The organism is Paraburkholderia sediminicola (assembly GCF_902859805.1).
GTDB lineage: Bacteria > Pseudomonadota > Gammaproteobacteria > Burkholderiales > Burkholderiaceae > Paraburkholderia > Paraburkholderia sediminicola.
Genome location: NZ_CADIKC010000013.1, coordinates 87,779 through 106,607, shown reverse-complemented (window position 1 = coordinate 106,607; position 18,829 = coordinate 87,779). Strand labels below are relative to the sequence as shown.

Here is an 18,829-nt window from a genome sequence, read left to right as displayed (position 1 = left end):
TGGAGTCGGCATTTACAAGGCCCCATTGCCAAAAACCGTGCGAAGCCCTTGATAACTCAGGGTTTCTCCGTACGGATCGCAAACTTTTTCGCACCTCCTTTTAAGCACCCTCTGCGTTATTCGTGCCTTTTTCTCATCTAATGCCGATTTTCAATTCAGACGGGATTAGGGATATCGATAAACACGTGTTCGATATCGAACTGCTCGGACAGATGCTTGCCCACCGCCTGGACGCCGAAACGTTCGGTGGCGTGATGACCGGCCGCGAGGAACGCCACGCCGCTTTCCGCCGAGGTATGCATCACCGATTCCGACACTTCGCCGGTCAGGTAGACATCGGCGCCGGCATTGATCGCGGCGTCGAACATGCCTTGCGCGGCGCCCGTGCACCAGCCCACGCGGCGCAGTTCGCGATCCGGGTCGCCGAACACGAGCGGCGTGCGGCCGAGCGTCTGCTCGACTTGCGCGGTGAAGTGCGCGAGCGTGATCGGCATCGGGAACGTGGCGAGCCAGCCGAGATCGTTCTCGCCGAAGCGCGCGTCGCTGATCCAGCCCATCTTCTGGCCGATCTGCGCGTTGTTGCCGAACTCGGGATGGTCGTCGAGCGGCAGGTGATAGGCGAACAGGTTCAGGTCGTTGGCGATCAGCAGCTTCAGCCGTGCGTGTTTGCGGCCGGTGATCTGCGGCGCCTCGTTGCGCCAGAAGTAGCCGTGATGGACCAGCACCGCGTCCGCGCCCCAGTCGAGCGCGGCCTCGAGGAAGGCCACCGAAGCCGTCACGCCGGTCGCGAGCTTATTGATCCTGCGCCGGCCTTCCACCTGCAATCCATTGGGGCAATAGTCCTTGAAGCGCGCGGTTTCAAGGAGATTGTTCAAGTACAATTCAAGTTCGATCCGATCCATATAAACCTCTAGTCTTCAGATGCTTAGACGCTTTTGGCTGTTCTTTGCCCAAGCGGTGACTGTGCTGTTGGCGCTGATGTTCATCATTGCGACCCTTAAACCGCAGTGGCTCCAGCGTCAAGGGCAATTCGGCAAGCAACTCGCCGAACCGATCGTCGCCCTTCGGGAAGTGGCGCCAGGCATCGGCACGGGTCCTGCACAGGCGTCCTATGCGGACGCCGCGCAAAAGGCCATGCCCGCGGTCGTCAATGTGTTCTCCAGCAAGGATGGCTCGCTGCCACCCGATCCGCGCGCGAAAGATCCGCTGTTCCGCTACTTCTTTGGCGACAAGAACAAAGGCAAGCAGCAGGAGCAACCCGCGTCGAATCTCGGCTCTGGGGTGATAGTGAGTTCGGAAGGTTACATTCTAACGAACCAGCACGTCGTGGACGGCGCCGATCAGATCGAAATCGCGCTCGCCGACGGCCGCACCACCAATGCGAAGGTGATCGGCGTCGATCCTGAGACCGATCTGGCCGTGCTGAAGGTCAACATGACCAACCTGCCCACCATCACACTCGGCCGCATGGACCAGACCCGCGTGGGCGACGTGGTGCTGGCAATCGGCAATCCGTTCGGCGTCGGCCAGACGGTGACCATGGGCATTGTCAGCGCGCTGGGGCGCAATCACCTCGGCATCAATACGTTCGAGAACTTCATTCAGACTGACGCGGCCATCAACCCGGGCAACTCGGGCGGTGCGCTGGTCGACGTGAACGGCAATCTGCTCGGCATCAATACCGCCATCTATTCGCGCTCAGGCGGCTCGCTCGGCATCGGCTTTGCGATTCCGGTCTCGACCGCGCGCAGCGTGCTGGAGAGCATCATCACGACGGGCTCGGTCACGCGCGGCTGGATCGGCGTCGAGCCGCAGGACGTCACGCCGGAAATCGCCGAATCGTTCGGGCTCGAGCAGAAGTCGGGCGCGATTGTCGCGGGCGTGCTGAAGAACGGCCCGGCCGACCGTGCGGGCATCAAGCCGGGTGACATCCTGGTCAGCGTGAACGGCCAGGAGATTACCGACACCACGCGCCTGCTGAATGTCATCGCGCAGATCAAACCGGGCACGGCGGCGAAGGTTCATCTGGTACGCAAGAGCCACGAGATGGATCTGGAGGTGACGATCGGCAAGCGCCCGCCTCCGCCGAAGCAACCAGCCGAAGACAACGGCGGCGGCGATCAGCAGGACGACGACGGCGGTTGAGAAGAGATAGATGGCGGCCCAGTGGTGGGAGGACAGCAAAACAAAAAGGGCGGTCCGTGATGGACTGCCCTTTTTGTTTGTCTCTCTGCGCTGCCGCTCAACCCGGCGGACTATCTTCCGCAATCACAGGCTTCTGCTTGCCGACGATCAACCGCGCCGCAATGATGCCCGCCTCGTACAGCACGATCAGCGGAATTGCCAGGATCAGCTGCGAGAACACGTCCGGCGGCGTCACCACCGCTGAAATCACGAACGCGCCCACAATCACATACGGACGGATTTCCTTGAGCTTCTTGATGGTCAGCACGTTCATGCGGACCAGCAGCACCACGACAATCGGCACTTCGAACGTCACGCCGAACGCAAGGAACATGGTGAGCACGAAGCTCAGGTAGTTGTCGATATCCGTAGTCATCTCCGCGCCTAGCGGCGCGTTGTAGTGCGCCATCACGCGGAAGATGGTCGGAAACACCACGAAGTACGCGAACGCCATGCCGCACAGGAACAGCGTGTAGCTGCTGCCCACCAGCGGCCCGACCAGCTTCTTCTCATGCTGATACAAACCCGGCGCGACGAACGCCCAGATCTGGTACAGCACGATCGGCAGCGCGATCACGAAGGCGACGAGCATGGTCACCTTCATCGGCACGAAGAACGAGCCGGTCACATCCGTGACGATCATCTTGCCGTCCTTCGGCAGATTCTGCATCAAGGGCCGCGCCAGCAGCCGGAAGATATCCGGCGCCCAATACACGAGCCCGACAAACACCACGATGACGGCCAGGCCGGCGCGAATGATACGGTCGCGCAATTCAACGAGGTGGGAAATGAAGGTCTCTTCAGTGCCTTCGTCCTGGGTTTGCTGGGGGTCGCTCACACCGGCCCTCGGTTAGAGATTGTCGTTCTGATCATCAGAAGAACCGCGTCGGACGACGCATGGTGGCCGGCGTATGCCGCGCCACGCGCGCCGCGCCCGACTGCACACGCGTGCGGCGCGTGGTGGCGCGCTTGTACCAGGTCGGCATCGCCGTCTGCTTGACGCGCCAGTTCTTGCGTTTGGGGCCTGACGGTGGCGTGCTGGTCTGCCACGGCGAATTGCTGACGTCTTCAAGCGCGCCGCCGGCAATGCTCGGCGACACCGACGTGCCGCTATTCCACGCGTCGTTCAGTTCGGTTTCGTGCTTGCGCAGATTGTCCTGAACGGAGGTTTCGACGTTGCTGGCCGCCGCTTCGAACTCGGTCTTCATGCGACGCAATTCGTCGAGTTCGATTTCGCGGGTGACTTCGGCCTTGACGTCGTTGATATACCGCTGCGCGCGGCCGAACAGCGCGCCGGCCGTGCGGGCAACGCGAGGCAGGCGCTCAGGCCCGAGTACGACCAGCGCGACGACGCCGATCAGCGCCATCTTGGTTAGACCGAGGTCCAGCATGAAGTGAAGTGTCCGTCAGTAACGCGGTTGGGCCGCGGCTTAGCGGTAATCGCCGGAACGCGGCGTCTTTTCCTTCGCATCCACATCTACCGCGCCGTTGCGCGGCAGTTCGCGCTGCTGCGCTTCGCCTGCGGGTGTTTCGGCTTCCTTCATGCCTTCCTTGAAGCCCTTCACCGCGCCACCCAGATCGGTACCGATATTGCGCAGCTTCTTCGTGCCGAACACGAGCGCCACGATCAGCAACACGATCAGCCAATGCCAAATGCTCAACGAACCCATGACTACTCTCCTTAACCCCGACACCGCACGTGATGCGGCAAAACTCGTGCGCCTTGCGGCGTGAATCGAAGCGCGTACGCTCCATCTATACGTTGCCGCGAGCTGTTTCGATTCAACCCGCGACATGGTGTGCCATTCTGACCCGACGATCGGGTCGGCGTCGTTACAGTGCAGCAAAAAAACGGCCCTGCTATTGTCGGCGGCCAAAACTCGCCGCGCGCCTCGCAGCCTGCGGTTATTTCCGAGTCTGCTCAGTCAGCCTGCTTAGTCAGCTAGCTCAGTCAGCCCGCTCTATCAGCCCGCTCTATCAGCCCATGCGCTGCCACGGACGCGGTCCGGCGAGAATGTGCGCATGCAGGTGATACACCTCCTGGCCGCCGCCCGGACCCGTATTGATGACCGTACGAAAACCCGTTTCGCCGCCGGTGTAAGCCACACCCAGCTGGTCGGCCAAACGCGCCACCAGAACAAGCATTCTACCAAGCAGCGGTGCGTCGCTTTCGGTGCAATTCGACAGCGTGGCGATGTGTTTGCGGGGAATCACCAGCACGTGAGTTTCAGCGGCCGGACGGATGTCGCGGAAGGCAACGAATTCGTCGTCTTCATGGACTTTGGTCGACGGAATCTCGCCGGCGGCGATCTTGCAGAAAAGGCAGTTCGGGTCGTGGCTCATCGTATTCCTGCAACAGTATGGCTAGAGCGCGAAGCGTGGCGCGGTACGGCTCATATCCGGGCCCGGCCGCAGCTGGACCCAGCTCAGAACCAGCCACGCGGGTTCGCGAGCGGCTTGTTATCGTACAGATACAGCCAGCCTTTGATAATACGGTACAACATCCAGATGCTGACGGCCCACAGGACCGGAATGCCGATCACCACGAACAGCAGCACGCCGCCGATCGCATAACCCAGCAAGGCCATCCAGAACGAACGGATCTGCCACTCGAAATGCGCTTCATAAGGCGTGCCCACCACATCGGGCCGCTTCACGTAATTGATGATGATCGCGATCAGAATCGTCAGACCACCCGTCAGCCAGTGAACCGCGTACAGCGCGTACAGCACATGCGTGAGCGTGCGCAGACTGCGTTCGCGCTCAGGCTCGATCGCGTTGCGGTAGACCGGCGGCGGATAATTTCCTTGCGACTGTTCCATGCTTGCGTCCTCCCGAGGATGCGATCCTGTTCGTTCAGTGCAATGTGGGTGCCGACGTTCGCCACTTCAAGACGCGGCTGACAAGGTAAGGACAAGGTGGCGACAATCAGTCGCCGTTCTCTTCGCGCTCACGGCTCTTGCGCAGCGCCTTTTCCTCGATGCCCGACAGGCCTTCGCGACGCTCGAGTTCGGCGAGCACGTCCGCCGGGCTCAGGTCGAAATGCGACAGCATCACGAGGCAGTGGAACCAGAGGTCCGCCACTTCGCCGACCAGCGCTTTCGGCGCGCCGCCGTGACGCGTGTCTTTGGCGGCCAGCACGACTTCGGTGGCCTCTTCGCCGATCTTCTTGAGAATCGCGTCATCGCCTTTGTGGAACAGGCGCGACACGTACGAGACGTCCGGATCGCCGCCCTTGCGGCTGTCGATGATGGCCGCAAGGCGCAGCAGCGTGTCCTTCGTGGACGAAGCCGATTCGGTGGATTGCGTGGATTGCGTCATTTGTAGATGTGTTCGGGATCTTTCAACACGGGATCGACGGCGACCCAGTCGCCATCTTCAACCGTGCCTTCGAATTTCTGGAAAAAGCACGAGTGGCGGCCGGTGTGGCACGCAATGCCCGACACCTGCTCGACCTTCAGCAGTACGACGTCTTCGTCGCAATCGAGCCGCACTTCATGCACATGCTGCACGTGGCCGGACTCTTCGCCTTTGAACCACAAGCGTTGGCGCGAACGCGAGAAGTACACCGCACGGCCCAATTCAATGGTTTTCGCCAGGGCTTCGCGGTTCATCCACGCGAACATCAGGACGTCGTTGGTCGACGCTTCCTGCGCGATCACCGGCACGAGGCCGTTCGCGTCCCACCTGACCTTGTCCAGCCACTCTACTGCCGAGGAATTCACCACGTCACAACCTCACCGAAATGCCTTGATCGGCCATAAAGCGCTTGGCCTCGCCCACGGTGTGTTCGCCGTAGTGGAAGATGCTGGCGGCGAGCACGGCGTCCGCGTGGCCGCTCTTGATACCGTCGGCCAGATGCTGCAGCGAACCGACGCCGCCCGAGGCGATCACCGGAATCGATACCGCATCGGACACCGCCCGCGTGAGCGCGAGATCGAAGCCGCTCTTGGTGCCGTCGCGGTCCATGCTGGTCAGCAGGATTTCGCCCGCGCCCAGTTCGGCCATCTTGCGCGCCCATTCGACGGCTTCGAGGCCGGTGGCCTTGCGGCCGCCATGCGTGAAAACTTCCCAGCGCGGCGCTTCGCCGTCCGCGGACACGCGCTTCGCGTCGATAGCGACGACGATGCATTGCGAGCCGTATTTGTCCGTCGCGTCACGCACGAGTTGCGGATTCGCGACCGCCGACGAGTTCATGCTGATCTTGTCCGCGCCCGCGTTCAACAGCCGCCGCACGTCTTCGACCGCGCGCACGCCGCCGCCGACCGTCAGCGGAATGAACACCTGGGAGGCAACTGCTTCGATGATCGGCAGGATCAGATCGCGCTGGTCGGAGGTGGCGGTGATGTCGAGAAAGGTGAGTTCGTCGGCGCCCTGATCGTCGTAGCGGCGCGCGATTTCGACCGGGTCGCCCGCGTCGCGCAGTTCGACGAAGTTGACGCCCTTGACCACGCGGCCAGCCGTGACGTCGAGACAGGGGATGATGCGTTTAGCTAGAGCCATAATCGTGCAATTCTGCCAATACCGCTGATGAGGCCGCTCGCCTGAATCTTCACGAGCGGCACTGTGCCGGCGCTGCTCGCCGCGTCAGGCCGGAAGCCGGAAATGTGCCGAAGACACCAGCAAGCGGCTTGACGCGCTTTCGGGACGCGCGGTTGTGTCCGCCGCTTCCAGTCCGTTCCAGGTCCGCGGCCGCGTCGACTCCGAGCCGATCGCGACGCTTCGAACCTGGAGCCTTAAGCGTCGTCCGATTCGCGCAACCGGTCCGCGAGAGTTTGCGCCGCCGCGAAGTCCAGATCGCCCGAGTAGATCGCCCGGCCGCAAATCACGCCTTCGATGCCTTCGTCCTCGACTTCGCACAACGACTCGATGTCCGTCAGGTTCGACAAACCGCCGCTCGCGATCACCGGAATCTTCACCGCGCGGGCGAGACGCACCGTCGCTTCGATGTTGATGCCCTGGAGCATGCCGTCACGGCCGATGTCGGTGTAGATGATCGACTCGCAGCCGTAATCCTCGAACTTGCGCGCCAGATCAGCCACTTCATGGCCGGTCAGCTTGCTCCAGCCGTCGGTGGCGACCTTGCCGTCTTTCGCATCCAGGCCAACGATGATATGGCCGCCGAAAGCCGTGCATGCATCCTGCAGGAAGCCGGGATTCTTCACCGCAGCCGTGCCGATGATGACGTACGACAAACCGTCGTCCAGATAACGCTCGATCGTGTTCAGATCGCGGATGCCGCCGCCCAGCTGGACGGGAATCTCGCCGCCCACTTCCTCGATGATCGCGCGAATCGCGTCTTCATTTTTCGGCTTGCCGGCGAACGCGCCATTCAGGTCGACGAGGTGCAGACGGCGGGCGCCGCGATCGACCCAATGTCGGGCCATCGCCGCCGGTTCCTCGGAAAATATCGTCGCCTGGTCCATATCGCCCTGTTTGAGGCGTACACAGTGACCATCTTTCAGGTCGATGGCGGGAATCAGCAGCATAGCAATCGGGTGTTGTCTGGGAGGTGGTTGAAGGTCGGCGGCAGCGGCTGACAAGCCAGCCCGCCATAACGCCGTTTCGCTAGTTTAGTACAACTCTTTCGACGCCCTTGCGGAGCGCCGTAGTGAAGCGAAATCGTCTTGCTGCGGTTGTGGCGCACGGCCGACGTTCCGCGTGTGGCGGAACGGCGTTGGGCAACAGGATGAAGAAAGGCGCTCACGGGTTCCAGTGCACGAAGTTGCGATACACGCGCAGCCCCGCTTCGGCGCTCTTTTCCGGGTGGAATTGGGTCGCGAAGATGTTATCCCGCGCCACCGCCGAGGTAAAGGGCACACCGTACACCGTTTCGCCCGAGGTATGGGCGGCGTTGTCCGGCGCGACGTAATAGCTGTGCACGAAGTAGAAGAACGCGTTATCGGCGACGCCGTCCCACAACGGATGCGGCTGCGCCTGGCGCACGCGGTTCCAGCCCATTTGCGGGACCTTGAAGCGCGAGCCGTCGTCCTGCACCTGGCCTTCCAGGTCGAAACGCAGCACCTTGCCGGGCAACAAGCCGAGGCCGGGCGTATCACCCTCGGCGCTCCAGTCGAACAGCATCTGCTCGCCGACGCACACGCCCATCAGCGGCTTGCTGCGCGAGGCTTCGATGACCGCCTCCTGCAGGCCGGATTCGGCCAGACTGCGCATGCAGTCCGGCATGGCGCCCTGGCCGGGCAGCACCACGCGGTCGGCCGAGCGGATCGCTTCGGGCCGGTCGACGATCGCCACGTCCGCTTCCGGCGCGGCTTTGCGCAATGCCTGAGCAACCGAGCGCAGGTTGCCCATTCCGTAATCCACAATCGCTATCGAAGTTTTCATTTCAAGTTAGGCAGCAATGCCTTCAATCCATCGACGATGAATTCCACCGCCAGCGCCGATAACATCAAACCCATGAGCCGCGTGCCGATGTTGATACCCGTGCGACCGACCCAACGGGCAATCGGTTCAGCAAGGCGCAGCGAAAAAAAGCAGATCACCGCCAGCACCGCGCCGATCGCAACGAGACTCAGCCGGTCGTACCAGTGCGCCGAGCTGGCCGCATAAATGATCGTGGTGCTGATCGCGCCCGGACCGGTCAGCAGCGGAATCGCCAGCGGTACAACCGCGATGTTGTCCTTCTGCTCGGCCTCATCGCGCTCTTCCGCCGTCGAACGGCTGTTGCCGATCTGCGCGTTCAGCATGTTGATGGCCATCAGCAGCATGATGATTCCGCCGCCCACTTCGAGCGAGCCGACCGAAATGCCGAAGAAGCTGATGATCTGCTGTCCGAGCAGCGTGGTCACCGCAATCACGCAGAACACCGAAATCGCCGCGATACGGATCGTTCTACGCCGCTCGGCGTCGCCCTGATGCGCCGTCAGGCTCATGAAGAACGGGATGGCGCCAACCGGGTTGATCAACGCCAGCAGCGAAATAAACGACTTCAGAATATCCATCGCACACCGGGTGCGGGCAAGCGCAGCCGGTCCTGGTCACGAGGCTGGTAAATGAGCGCTTAAAGGCTGCCCTTGGTCGACGGAATCTGTCCCGCCGCGCGTTCGTCCATCTCGACGGCCATGCGCAATGCACGCCCGAAGGCCTTGAACACCGTTTCCATCTGATGATGGGCGTTCAGGCCGCGCAGGTTGTCGATGTGCAGCGTGACGCCGGCGTGATTGACGAAGCCGCGGAAAAATTCGATGGAGAGATCGACGTCGAACGTGCCGATGCGCGCGCGCGTGAACGGCACATGGAATTCGAGACCCGGACGACCGGAAAAATCGATCACAACGCGCGACAGCGCTTCGTCGAGCGGCACGTAAGAATGACCGTAGCGGCGGATGCCCTTGCGGTCTCCAATTGCCTTCGCGACAGCCTGGCCGAGCGTGATGCCGACGTCTTCGACCGTGTGGTGGTCGTCGATTTCGAGGTCGCCATGCGCTTCGATGTCCAGATCGAACAAGCCGTGTCGTGCGATCTGGTCGAGCATGTGATCAAGAAACGGCACACCGGTGGCCAGCTTCTGCTGACCGGTGCCGTCCAGATTGATCTTCACACGGATCTGCGTTTCGCTTGTGTTGCGAACGACTTCCGCAAGGCGCATGGTAATTCCTCGAATCTAGCTAGAAAGCGATAGTAGTGTGGGATGGGAACACGGCGGACCGCGCGCGCTTTTCGCAGTACGGAAAAGCGCTCACGCGGCCATTCAGCACGCCGTTCAGTGCAACACGAGTTTCAGTCCGGCGATCAATTGGGCGTTTTCTTCGGGCGAACCGACGGTCAAACGCACGCAATTGACCAGCAATGGATGCATTTTACTCACGTTTTTGATCAAAACCCGTGCTGCCAGCAGCGTTTCGAACATAACGGATGCGTCAGGCACCCGCACCAGCAGGAAGTTGCCGGCGCTCGGGAACACTTCGGCGCCCGGCAATTGGGCCACGGCCTTCGCAAGTTTCGTGCGTTCTTCGCGCAGTTGCTCGGCCTGGGCGTCGAGCACGTCGACGTGGTCGAGCAGAAAATCCGCAGCGGCTTGCGTCAGTACGTTGGTGTTGTAGGGCGGGCGCACCTTGTCGAATTCGGTGAGCCAGGCGGGCTTGCCGACCAGATAACCCAGGCGGATGCCGGCCAGACCGAGCTTGGACACCGTACGCATGACGACGACGTTGTCGAACGCATCGGCGCGCGGCAGCCAGCTTTGCTGCGCGAACGGCTGGTAGGCCTCGTCGATCACCACCAGGCTTTTGTTCGCCGCAGCGATGATGCGCTCCATATCCGCGTCGTCGTACAGCGTGCCGGTCGGGTTGTTCGGATAGGCCAGATAGATGACCGCCGGCTCGTGCTCGGCGATCGCCGCCAGCATCGCTTCGGTGTCGAGCGTGAAATCGGGATTCAGCGGCACGCCGATGAATTCCAGATTCGCCAGCTTCGCCGACATCTGATACATCACAAAACCCGGCATTGGCGCGAGCACTTTGGCGCCCGGCTTCGCGCACGCCACCGACACCATGCTGATGATTTCATCCGAGCCGTTGCCGAGCAGCACGTCGCAACCCGCGGGCACGCCCATCACGCGCTTGATCTTTTCGATCAGCGCTTCCGGACGCGGCGCCGGGTAGCGGTTCAGCGCGACGCCGGCCAGATGCTCGCCCAGATGGGCGGCGAGCACCGGCGGCAGCGAGAACGGATTCTCCATGGCGTCGAGCTTGATATAGCCCGTGGCGTCCGGAACCGGGTAGCTCGTCATCGCGAGCACGTCGCGGCGGATGATGTCTTGAGGTGTCGTCATAAGTCAGTGGACCGGGCCGCACGGGAGACGCCGGCCAGGTATCGATGTATCGGCGGCTTGCGGACTGCCCCAGGTTGGTCTGTATTGTCGTTATTTAACGGGAAACCGCGCGTAATCCGTCGGCAGCGTTCGCGGACACCGGTTCGATGCCCGCCTGCTCCGTATTCCGGCTCGTCGCGGTCAGCCGCGCTTAGCCGTTCTGCCGCATCCGGTATTCGGCGCTGCGGGCATGCGCCTGCAGGCCTTCGCCGTAAGCGAGCTCGGCGGCGATCTCGCCAAGCGTCTGCGCGCCGTCCGCACTGACCTCGATCACGCTCGAACGCTTGAAGAAATCGTAGACGCCCAGCGGTGACGAGAACCGTGCGGTACGCGACGTAGGCAGCACGTGATTCGGTCCCGCGCAGTAGTCGCCGAGGCTTTCACTGGTGTAGCGGCCGAGGAAGATCGCGCCGGCATGGCGGATCAGCTGGCCCCATTGATGCGGTTCCAGCGCGGAGATTTCGAGGTGTTCCGGCGCGATGTCGTTGGCGATCGCGCAGGCTTCGGCCATATCGCGCACCTTGATCAACGCACCGCGGCCTTCGAGCGATGCGCGGATTACGTCCTGGCGCGGCATGGTCGGCAGCAGTTCGTTGATCGCATCGCGTACGCGGGCGATGAATGCATCGTCCGGGCATAGCAGGATGGATTGCGCGAGCTCGTCGTGCTCGGCTTGCGAGAACAGGTCCATCGCGATCCAGCGCGGGTCTGTCGTACCGTCGCACAGCACGAGAATCTCCGACGGCCCGGCGATCATGTCGATACCGACCGTGCCGAACACGCGGCGCTTGGCCGACGCGACATAAGCGTTGCCCGGGCCGCAGATCTTGTCGACCGCGGGCACCGTTTCCGTGCCATACGCCAATGCGCCCACCGCCTGCGCGCCGCCAATCGTAAACACGCGATCCACGCCGCCCAGCAAGGCAGCGGCCAGCACCAGCGGATTCTTCACGCCGTCCGGCGTGGGCACGACCATGACGATTTCGCGCACGCCGGCCACGCGAGCCGGAATCGCGTTCATCAGCACCGACGACGGATACGCCGCCTTGCCACCCGGCACATAGATGCCCGCGCGATCCAGCGGCGTCACCTTCTGGCCAAGCACGGTACCGTCGGCTTCCGTGTACTGCCAGCTATGGCTGCCGCACTCGATCTTCTGCTTCTCGTGATAACCGCGCACGCGCGCCGCCGCCGCCTCGAGCGCCGCGCGGCGCTTAGGCTCCAGGCTTTCGAGCGCCGCTTCCAGTTCGGACATCGGCAACTCGAGCGCCGCGACGCTCTTCGCCTCGACACGGTCGAAGCGGTTCGTGTACTCGAGCACCGCAGCATCGCCGCGTGCCTTCACGTCGTTCAGAATCTGCGCGACCGAGCGCTCGATTGCTTCGTCTTCGCTCGCCTCGAACGCGAGCACCGCATGCAGCGACTTCTGGAAGTCGGGAGCGCTGGAATCGAGTTTGCGAATCTTGATAGACATACGGGTATCCGTTTCGGTAAGGCGCGCTAAATCGTGTCAAATAAGCGTGGTCAAACGAGCGCGGTCAAACTTTTCAGGCCGCGGCGCCGGCCTTCGACGCGCGTTCGAACGCATCGAGGATCGGCCGCAGCGCCGCGCGCTTGAGCTTCAGCGCGGCCTGGTTCACAACGAGGCGCGACGAAATCTGCATGATCTCTTCCACCTCGACAAGATTGTTGGCGCGCAAGGTATTGCCCGAGCTCACCAGGTCGACGATCGCGTCGGCGAGACCGACCAGCGGCGCCAGTTCCATCGAACCGTATAGCTTGATCAGGTCGACGTGCACACCCTTGGCGGCAAAATGCTCACGTGCCGTTTCAACGTACTTGGTCGCCACGCGCAGACGTGCGCCCTGGCGCACCGCGTTCGCGTAATCGAAACCGGCCGCCACCGCGACCGACATGCGGCAACGCGCGATATCCAGATCGACCGGCTGATATAGCCCGCTGCCGCCGTGCTCGAGCAGCACGTCTTTGCCGGCCACCCCGAAGTCGGCTGCGCCGTATTCGACGTAGGTCGGCACGTCGGTCGCGCGCACGATGATCACGCGCACGTTCGCGTCGGTGGTGGGCAGAATCAGCTTGCGCGAGGTTTCCGGATCTTCGGCGACTTCAATGCCGGCCGCCGCGAGCAGAGGCAGCGTCTCTTCGAAGATACGCCCTTTCGACAAAGCCAGCGTGAGCGGTGCGCTCACGGCCGGCGACGACGACGTTTGCGGCATCGAACTCATGCCTGGCTCCCCGAGATACGGCGCACCCTGGCGCCGATGGCGTTGAGCTTGGTTTCCATCCGGTCGTAGCCGCGATCCAGGTGATAGATACGGTCGATCAGCGTTTCACCTTCGGCACGCAGCGCGGCGATCACGAGGCTCGCCGAGGCACGCAGGTCGGTTGCCATCACCTTCGCGCCGGACAGCTTCTCGACGCCGGTCACGAGCGCGGTGTTGCCGTCGATCGTGATGCTCGCGCCGAGGCGGTTCAATTCCTGCACGTGCATGTAGCGGTTCTCGAAGATCGTCTCGACGACTTGCGAGGTACCGTCCGCGAGCGTGTTGAGCGCCATGAACTGCGCCTGCATGTCGGTCGGGAACGCCGGATATTCGGACGTGCGGAAGCTCACCGCGCTCGGACGCTTGTCCATGCGCACACGCATCCAGTCGTCGCCCTCTTCGATCGTGACGCCGGCTTCACGCAGCTTTTCGGTGACGGCTTCGAGAATCAGCGGACGCACCTTGCGCAGCGTCACATCGCCTCCGGCAGCCGCGACCGCGCACAGGAACGTGCCGGCTTCGATACGATCCGGAATCACCGTGTGCTTTGCACCATGCAGCTTGTCGACGCCCTGGATCACCAGACGGTCGGTGCCGATGCCTTCGATCTTGGCGCCCATCTCGACCAGCAGATGCGCGAGGTCGCCCACTTCCGGCTCACGCGCGGCGTTCTCAATGACGGTTTCGCCCTCAGCCAGCACCGCTGCCATCAGCAGGTTTTCGGTACCCGTCACGGTGATCATGTCGGTCACGATGCGCGCGCCCTTCAGACGCTTCGCACGCGCTTCGATGAAGCCGTGCTCGATCGTGATCTCGGCGCCCATGGCCTGCAGACCCTTGATGTGCTGATCCACCGGACGCGCACCGATTGCGCAGCCGCCCGGCAGCGACACGCGAGCGTGACCGAAGCGCGCGACCAGCGGGCCGAGCACGAGAATCGACGCACGCATGGTCTTGACCATTTCGTACGGCGCGACGAGATTGTCGACCTTCGACGCATCCAGCGACACGCGGCCCTCGCCGCTCTCGATCTGCACGCCCATCTGGCCGAGCAGCTTGAGCATCGTGCGCACGTCCTGCAAGTCGGGCACGTTCTCCAGATGCACCGGCTCCGCGCTCAGCAGACTCGCACACAGGATCGGCAACGCCGCGTTCTTGGCACCTGAGACGACGACTTCACCCGACAGCGGGTAGCCACCTTCAATGACGAGTTTATCCATGCCTGTCAGTTCCTGATTGACCCGGACTTCAGCCGGGCCCGCTTTGACTGTGTTCGACGCGCCGCTACCGGCGTCGCGTCCTTCTTGAGTAATTCGCACTAAATTTCCAGATTACGCGTTCTGCCATTCGGCGGGCGTCAGCGTCTTCATGCTGAGCGCGTGGATTTCTTCGCGCATGCGGTCGCCGAGCGCCGCATACACGAGTTGATGGCGCTGGATCAGACGCTTGCCTTCGAAACTCTCGGCAACGATGGTCGCAAAGAAATGCTGACCGTCGCCTTCGACTTCGAGATGCTGGCAAGCGAGCCCAGCCGCGATGTATTGCTTGACCTGTTCGGGAGTCGGCAACATGAGAGATGCTCCTGATCAGTGGCGCAGTTTGTAGCCGGAGGCGAGCATGCGCATCGCCACCACGGCCAGCACCACAAAGAAACCGGCAACGATCGCAAGGCTCACGAGCGGATTGATATCCGACATCCCGAAGAAACCGTAGCGAAAGCCGTCGATCATGTAGAAAAAGGGATTGAGCCGCGACACTTCGCGCCACACCGGTGGCAGCGTATGCGTCGAGTAGAACACGCCCGAGAGGAACGTGAGCGGCATAATCAGAAAGTTTTGAAATGCAGCAAGCTGATCGAACTTTTCGGCCCAGATGCCGGCGATCAAACCGAGCGTGCCCAGGATCGCCGCGCCAAAAATCGCGAACGCGATGATGTAAAGCGGCGCGCTGAAGCTGACCGGCACGAACCAGATCGTCACAATGAACACGCCGAAGCCGACCGCAAGACCCCGCGCCACGGCAGCAAGCACATACGCGCCGAACATCTCGTAGTGCGACAACGGCGGCAGCAGCACGAACACCAGGTTGCCCGTGATCTTCGACTGGATCAACGAGGACGAGCTGTTCGCAAAGGCATTCTGCAGCACGCTCATCATCACGAGACCGGGAATCAGAAAGCTCGTGTACTCGACGCCCGGATAGACCTGAACGTGACCGCGCAGCGCGTGGCCAAAAATCGTCAGATACAGCAGCGCGGTGATAACCGGCGCCAGCACGGTCTGGAACGACACCTTCCAGAAACGCAGGATTTCCTTGTAAAACAGCGTTCGAAAACCACTCATGCCAGCCCCTCGATCACTTCCGGACCGTTCATCACCTGAACGAACACATCTTCGAGGTCGGCTTTGCGGACCTCGATTTCTTCGAATGCGCAGCCCGCCGCGCGGCACAGCGCGAGAATCCGCTCGACATCGTCATAGCTCGCGAGCCGCAGCAGATGCTGACGGCCATTGCCGTTGCCCGCGCCGCTTTCCACTTCGAGCGGACGCAACTCGGCCGGCAACGCGCCTTGCGTAAAACGCAGGAACAGCTGCATGCCGGCGAAGCGCTGCAGCAGCGTACTGGTGCGCTCGAGCGCGACAACCTCGCCCCGCCGTAACATCGCGATGCGGTCGCACAGCGATTCGGCTTCTTCCAGATAGTGCGTGGTCAGCACGATCGTGTGGCCTTCGCGATTCAGGCGCGAGATGAATTTCCACAAGGTTTGACGCAACTCGACGTCGACACCCGCGGTCGGCTCATCCAGCACGATCACCGGCGGCCGGTGCACGAGCGCCTGCGCCACGAGCACGCGGCGCTTCATGCCGCCCGACAGCGCGCGCATGTTGGCGTCGGCTTTTTCGGTGAGATCGAGATTGGCCATGATCTCGTCGATCCACGCGTCGTTGTTGCGCAACCCGTAGTAGCCGGACTGGATGCGCAAGGTTTCGCGCACCGTGAAGAAGGGATCGAACACGAGCTCCTGCGGCACCACGCCGAGCGCGCGGCGCGCGTCGCGGAAGTCGCTGACTACGTCATGGCCACGTACCGCGATGCTGCCTTCATCGGCGCGCGCGAGGCCGGCGAGAATGCTGATGAGCGTTGTCTTGCCCGCGCCGTTCGGACCGAGCAGTCCGAAGAACTCGCCTTCTTCCACCGTGAGGCTGACGCCCTTGAGCGCCTGCAAGTCTTTGTAGCGCTTCTTGACGTTACGAATTTCTATGGCTGACATGACTGTGGGCCGCGTGCGTCGCGGCGCCTAAAGGAGCCCCGAGGGGGCGCAAAAGTGCTGGAAGGGACGAAATTGGGGCCGGTAATATGCCCCGAAAAACGTTTGATTATAGGGCAAAAATCGGTGGCCCCGGCTCGGCCGGGGCGATTGGAAGTGACGCTAGGGGAGCGTCAATGTCGCGTCGAGATGAGGGTGTCGACGCCGTAGGCTTGTGCAAGGCTGGCGAGACCAGCCGGCAGGTTGACGATCTCGAAGGCGGTTCCGCGCGCCTGGGCGGCACGCTCCCATGCGAGCAGGACGGCCAGCGCGGACGAGTCGAATTGCGCGAGCGGCGCGCAATCCACGCCGGTCGCGCCAGCAGCGATGCGCTGCAAACCCGCCTCGAGCGCGGCTTTCGCGCTCTCGTGGGTCAGCGTCGCGCCGCTTTCAAAGCGGCTTGCGACGGCATTCAGCACTTCGCTCACGACTGCTTGCCCGCGGCGAGTTGCTGGTTACGCTGCGTGAGGAACTGGATCAGTCCGTCCACGCCCTTCTGCTGGATCTGCTCGTTGAACTGTTGCTGATACGCCTGGATCAGCCACGCGCCGAGCACGTTGATGTCATACACGCGCCAGCCGTTCGGCGTCTTGTACAGACGATAGTCGAGTTCGATCGGCGAGCCGTTGTTCATCACCACCGAGCGCACCACCGTGTCGGTGTCGTCCGGGTTCATGCGGAACGGCTTGTACTGGATCTGCTGGTCGCGCACTTGAGCCAACGCGCCCGAATACGTGCGGATCAGCAGCATCTTGAACTGCTCGACCACGGCGTTTTGCTGCTCCGGCGTCGCAGTGCGCCAGTTGCGGCCCATCGCCAGTTGCGTGGTGCGGCGGAAATCGGTGTACGGCAGGATCTTCTCGTTGACGAGCTGCGTGATGTGCGAAATGTCGCCTTGCTGGATCGACTTGTCGGCGCGCACTGCGTCGATCACCTGCTGCGTGACGGTCTTGATCAGGCCGTCCGGCGAATTGGAGTCCACCGCTTGCGCCGATGCACCGGCACTGGCGAACGAAAACAGCGCTGCGAACAACGGAATCAGGAATAGTTTTTTCATATCGAACCTTGCTTGCCTTAAAAATAGTGCAACCGTTTGAGCCGACATTAACACGCGAGTTCAGCAGCAATCCATGCGCAAACTGCGAGAGTCGTATCGAGGTGTTACGGCCACACGATCAACGCAATTTGAATGACGGGAAGTTAAAACGCGTCGGCGGAACCAGTTGGCCGGCCGGAATCTGCGTCGTTTCCGGGCCGCCGTTCAGGTCGAGCGGCGGCGTTTCGGAGCTGCCCGAAGCGGCTTCAGGTGCAGCCGCCGTGCCGGTTGCGCCCGTGGTTGCGCCAGTCGCCGAAGCGGCTTGCGGCGGCGTTGCGGCGGCCGCGCCGGAGGCACCCGATGCTTTCGCGGCAGCACCCTGCGTCCCTGCAGGCGCCGCAGCCGCGCCGCTGTCGACGTCGTCGTACTTCGGCAGCGGTGCTTCATCGCCGTAGTTCGGCAGAGACTGCGACTGCTTGCCATCCGACAGCAGATACTGGCGGCGCTGCAGATACGCGTTGCGCACGAACGAATACTTATCCAGTGCGGCGCCTTCCAGCACGTCGCTCGCGTTCAGCAGATTCGCACGCGTGTTGACCACGTTCAGGCCGTACAGCGCCCAGCTCAGGCCGTCCGGATGAATGTAGCTGAGCGGATTCACATAGTAATTGCCGATCGAGCCGACCGCGTCGCGCAGCGTGCTCGGCCCGAACAGCGGCAGCACGAGGTACGGACCCGCCGGCACACCGTAGTGGCCGAGTGTCAGGCCGAGGTCGTTGTCATGCTTGGGCAGCTTGGCGAGCGTCGCCACGTCGAACAGGCCGCCGACGCCGAACACCGTATTGATCACGATCCGCATGATGTCTTCGACGCCATCGGTGATCTTCAACTGCAGCAGATTGTTCGCCGCGATGTAGACGTCGCCGATATTCGAGAAGAAGTTGGTCACGCTGTCGCGCACCGGCTGCGGCGTGATGAACACGTAGCCCTTCGCGACCGGCTTCAACGCGTACTGGTCGAGCTTGTCGTTGACGGTGAAGATGGTGCGGTTCAAGCCCTCGAGTGGGTCGCCCTTGGTTGGCGTCTGCACGGTCGAGCAGCCGACGAGCGTAGCGGTCGCGAGCGCAAAGGTCGCTATCTGGACGGTGCGCACGCCTCGTTTGCGTAGGGTCTGCATTTTTATTCTC

At 62.4% G+C, this 18,829-nt stretch carries 24 protein-coding genes; 1 reads left to right on the top strand and 23 read right to left on the bottom strand.

Annotated features, from left to right (window positions below):
* Positions 1-155 precede the first annotated feature (155 nt).
* Positions 156-902, bottom strand: a complete 747-nt coding sequence (locus R8871_RS32860; RefSeq protein WP_153137564.1) for a Nif3-like dinuclear metal center hexameric protein — start codon at positions 900-902, stop codon at positions 156-158.
* Between the two features lie 19 nt (positions 903-921).
* On the opposite strand from R8871_RS32860, the gene R8871_RS32855 reads away from it, so the two are divergent.
* A complete protein-coding gene (locus tag R8871_RS32855) occupies positions 922-2,145 on the top strand; it encodes a Do family serine endopeptidase (protein ID WP_054036636.1) in 1,224 nt (407 codons plus the stop codon).
* 97 nt (positions 2,146-2,242) lie between these two features.
* Here the strand turns inward: R8871_RS32855 and tatC are convergent, their stop codons facing one another.
* From tatC to R8871_RS32745, 22 genes are all read right to left on the bottom strand, one after another.
* Positions 2,243-3,022, bottom strand: coding sequence for a twin-arginine translocase subunit TatC (gene tatC, locus R8871_RS32850; RefSeq protein ID WP_054036635.1), 780 nt, complete (start codon positions 3,020-3,022; stop codon positions 2,243-2,245).
* 34 nt (positions 3,023-3,056) lie between these two features.
* Entirely contained in the window at positions 3,057-3,575 is a 519-nt protein-coding gene (tatB, locus tag R8871_RS32845) for a Sec-independent protein translocase protein TatB (protein ID WP_175054128.1), read from the bottom strand.
* A gap of 39 nt (positions 3,576-3,614) precedes the next feature.
* Entirely contained in the window at positions 3,615-3,854 is a 240-nt protein-coding gene (gene tatA / locus R8871_RS32840; RefSeq protein ID WP_093643459.1) for a Sec-independent protein translocase subunit TatA, read from the bottom strand.
* 307 nt (positions 3,855-4,161) lie between these two features.
* Positions 4,162-4,527 (bottom strand): histidine triad nucleotide-binding protein, encoded by a 366-nt coding sequence (locus tag R8871_RS32835; protein ID WP_012434499.1) that lies wholly within the window; start codon positions 4,525-4,527, stop codon positions 4,162-4,164.
* An 83-nt stretch (positions 4,528-4,610) separates the two neighbouring features.
* The gene (locus R8871_RS32830; RefSeq protein WP_063497496.1) at positions 4,611-5,006 is read right to left on the bottom strand and encodes a DUF4870 family protein; all 396 of its coding nucleotides are present in this window, start codon (positions 5,004-5,006) and stop codon (positions 4,611-4,613) included.
* Between the two features lie 106 nt (positions 5,007-5,112).
* A complete protein-coding gene (locus R8871_RS32825) occupies positions 5,113-5,505 on the bottom strand; it encodes a phosphoribosyl-ATP diphosphatase (protein WP_054036629.1) in 393 nt (130 codons plus the stop codon).
* Positions 5,502-5,912, bottom strand: coding sequence for a phosphoribosyl-AMP cyclohydrolase (gene hisI, locus R8871_RS32820; protein ID WP_175054127.1), 411 nt, complete (start codon positions 5,910-5,912; stop codon positions 5,502-5,504). The genes R8871_RS32825 and hisI overlap by 4 nt, the downstream gene beginning before the upstream one ends.
* Position 5,913: 1 nt before the next feature.
* Entirely contained in the window at positions 5,914-6,687 is a 774-nt protein-coding gene (hisF, locus tag R8871_RS32815; protein WP_063497498.1) for an imidazole glycerol phosphate synthase subunit HisF, read from the bottom strand.
* 233 nt (positions 6,688-6,920) lie between these two features.
* A complete protein-coding gene (gene hisA, locus R8871_RS32810; RefSeq protein ID WP_074766046.1) occupies positions 6,921-7,673 on the bottom strand; it encodes a 1-(5-phosphoribosyl)-5-[(5-phosphoribosylamino)methylideneamino]imidazole-4-carboxamide isomerase in 753 nt (250 codons plus the stop codon).
* Between the two features lie 214 nt (positions 7,674-7,887).
* Positions 7,888-8,529 carry an imidazole glycerol phosphate synthase subunit HisH gene (hisH, locus tag R8871_RS32805; RefSeq protein WP_175054126.1) on the bottom strand — a complete coding sequence of 214 codons (642 nt, stop codon included), beginning with the start codon at positions 8,527-8,529 and terminating at the stop codon, positions 7,888-7,890.
* Positions 8,526-9,146, bottom strand: a complete 621-nt coding sequence (locus R8871_RS32800) for a YchE family NAAT transporter (protein WP_175054125.1) — start codon at positions 9,144-9,146, stop codon at positions 8,526-8,528. The genes hisH and R8871_RS32800 overlap by 4 nt, the downstream gene beginning before the upstream one ends.
* 59 nt (positions 9,147-9,205) lie before the next feature.
* On the bottom strand, positions 9,206-9,793 hold the full coding sequence (hisB, locus tag R8871_RS32795; protein ID WP_054036619.1) for an imidazoleglycerol-phosphate dehydratase HisB: 588 nt from the start codon (positions 9,791-9,793) through the stop codon (positions 9,206-9,208).
* 114 nt (positions 9,794-9,907) lie between these two features.
* A complete protein-coding gene (gene hisC, locus R8871_RS32790; protein ID WP_175054124.1) occupies positions 9,908-10,978 on the bottom strand; it encodes a histidinol-phosphate transaminase in 1,071 nt (356 codons plus the stop codon).
* Positions 10,979-11,168: 190 nt separating this feature from the next.
* Positions 11,169-12,491, bottom strand: a complete 1,323-nt coding sequence (hisD, locus tag R8871_RS32785) for a histidinol dehydrogenase (RefSeq protein ID WP_175054123.1) — start codon at positions 12,489-12,491, stop codon at positions 11,169-11,171.
* A 73-nt stretch (positions 12,492-12,564) separates the two neighbouring features.
* Positions 12,565-13,260 carry an ATP phosphoribosyltransferase gene (gene hisG / locus R8871_RS32780; RefSeq protein WP_093643445.1) on the bottom strand — a complete coding sequence of 232 codons (696 nt, stop codon included), beginning with the start codon at positions 13,258-13,260 and terminating at the stop codon, positions 12,565-12,567.
* On the bottom strand, positions 13,257-14,612 hold the full coding sequence (gene murA / locus R8871_RS32775) for a UDP-N-acetylglucosamine 1-carboxyvinyltransferase (RefSeq protein ID WP_407673242.1): 1,356 nt from the start codon (positions 14,610-14,612) through the stop codon (positions 13,257-13,259). The genes hisG and murA overlap by 4 nt, the downstream gene beginning before the upstream one ends.
* Before the next feature lie 18 nt (positions 14,613-14,630).
* Positions 14,631-14,870, bottom strand: a complete 240-nt coding sequence (locus tag R8871_RS32770) for a BolA family protein (RefSeq protein ID WP_054036615.1) — start codon at positions 14,868-14,870, stop codon at positions 14,631-14,633.
* Positions 14,871-14,885: 15 nt separating this feature from the next.
* Positions 14,886-15,641: an ABC transporter permease gene (locus R8871_RS32765; protein ID WP_093643443.1), complete on the bottom strand. Its 756-nt coding sequence runs from the start codon at positions 15,639-15,641 to the stop codon at positions 14,886-14,888.
* Positions 15,638-16,570, bottom strand: coding sequence for an ABC transporter ATP-binding protein (locus R8871_RS32760; protein WP_175054122.1), 933 nt, complete (start codon positions 16,568-16,570; stop codon positions 15,638-15,640). The genes R8871_RS32765 and R8871_RS32760 overlap by 4 nt, the downstream gene beginning before the upstream one ends.
* A 170-nt stretch (positions 16,571-16,740) precedes the next feature.
* Complete coding sequence (locus R8871_RS32755; protein ID WP_175054121.1) at positions 16,741-17,034, bottom strand: STAS domain-containing protein; 294 nt, start codon at positions 17,032-17,034, stop codon at positions 16,741-16,743.
* Complete coding sequence (locus R8871_RS32750; RefSeq protein WP_054036609.1) at positions 17,031-17,663, bottom strand: MlaC/ttg2D family ABC transporter substrate-binding protein; 633 nt, start codon at positions 17,661-17,663, stop codon at positions 17,031-17,033. The genes R8871_RS32755 and R8871_RS32750 overlap by 4 nt, the downstream gene beginning before the upstream one ends.
* A gap of 118 nt (positions 17,664-17,781) precedes the next feature.
* Positions 17,782-18,819 (bottom strand): MlaA family lipoprotein, encoded by a 1,038-nt coding sequence (locus R8871_RS32745; protein WP_175054120.1) that lies wholly within the window; start codon positions 18,817-18,819, stop codon positions 17,782-17,784.
* Positions 18,820-18,829: the final 10 nt, after the last annotated feature.

What these genes read in the sequence shown, in the direction of transcription:
- R8871_RS32860 (WP_153137564.1), bottom strand. Translation starts at nt 902, where the DNA reads ATGGATCGGATCGAACTTGAATTGTACTTGAACAATCTCCTTGAAACC.
- R8871_RS32855 (WP_054036636.1), top strand. Translation starts at nt 922, where the DNA reads ATGCTTAGACGCTTTTGGCTGTTCTTTGCCCAAGCGGTGACTGTGCTG.
- tatB (WP_175054128.1), bottom strand. Translation starts at nt 3,575, where the DNA reads ATGCTGGACCTCGGTCTAACCAAGATGGCGCTGATCGGCGTCGTCGCG.
- tatA (WP_093643459.1), bottom strand. Translation starts at nt 3,854, where the DNA reads ATGGGTTCGTTGAGCATTTGGCATTGGCTGATCGTGTTGCTGATCGTG.
- R8871_RS32835 (WP_012434499.1), bottom strand. Translation starts at nt 4,527, where the DNA reads ATGAGCCACGACCCGAACTGCCTTTTCTGCAAGATCGCCGCCGGCGAG.
- R8871_RS32830 (WP_063497496.1), bottom strand. Translation starts at nt 5,006, where the DNA reads ATGGAACAGTCGCAAGGAAATTATCCGCCGCCGGTCTACCGCAACGCG.
- R8871_RS32825 (WP_054036629.1), bottom strand. Translation starts at nt 5,505, where the DNA reads ATGACGCAATCCACGCAATCCACCGAATCGGCTTCGTCCACGAAGGAC.
- hisF (WP_063497498.1), bottom strand. Translation starts at nt 6,687, where the DNA reads ATGGCTCTAGCTAAACGCATCATCCCCTGTCTCGACGTCACGGCTGGC.
- hisA (WP_074766046.1), bottom strand. Translation starts at nt 7,673, where the DNA reads ATGCTGCTGATTCCCGCCATCGACCTGAAAGATGGTCACTGTGTACGC.
- hisH (WP_175054126.1), bottom strand. Translation starts at nt 8,529, where the DNA reads ATGAAAACTTCGATAGCGATTGTGGATTACGGAATGGGCAACCTGCGC.
- R8871_RS32800 (WP_175054125.1), bottom strand. Translation starts at nt 9,146, where the DNA reads ATGGATATTCTGAAGTCGTTTATTTCGCTGCTGGCGTTGATCAACCCG.
- hisB (WP_054036619.1), bottom strand. Translation starts at nt 9,793, where the DNA reads ATGCGCCTTGCGGAAGTCGTTCGCAACACAAGCGAAACGCAGATCCGT.
- hisC (WP_175054124.1), bottom strand. Translation starts at nt 10,978, where the DNA reads ATGACGACACCTCAAGACATCATCCGCCGCGACGTGCTCGCGATGACG.
- hisD (WP_175054123.1), bottom strand. Translation starts at nt 12,491, where the DNA reads ATGTCTATCAAGATTCGCAAACTCGATTCCAGCGCTCCCGACTTCCAG.
- hisG (WP_093643445.1), bottom strand. Translation starts at nt 13,260, where the DNA reads ATGAGTTCGATGCCGCAAACGTCGTCGTCGCCGGCCGTGAGCGCACCG.
- R8871_RS32770 (WP_054036615.1), bottom strand. Translation starts at nt 14,870, where the DNA reads ATGTTGCCGACTCCCGAACAGGTCAAGCAATACATCGCGGCTGGGCTC.
- R8871_RS32765 (WP_093643443.1), bottom strand. Translation starts at nt 15,641, where the DNA reads ATGAGTGGTTTTCGAACGCTGTTTTACAAGGAAATCCTGCGTTTCTGG.
- R8871_RS32760 (WP_175054122.1), bottom strand. Translation starts at nt 16,570, where the DNA reads ATGTCAGCCATAGAAATTCGTAACGTCAAGAAGCGCTACAAAGACTTG.
- R8871_RS32750 (WP_054036609.1), bottom strand. Translation starts at nt 17,663, where the DNA reads ATGAAAAAACTATTCCTGATTCCGTTGTTCGCAGCGCTGTTTTCGTTC.
- R8871_RS32745 (WP_175054120.1), bottom strand. Translation starts at nt 18,819, where the DNA reads ATGCAGACCCTACGCAAACGAGGCGTGCGCACCGTCCAGATAGCGACC.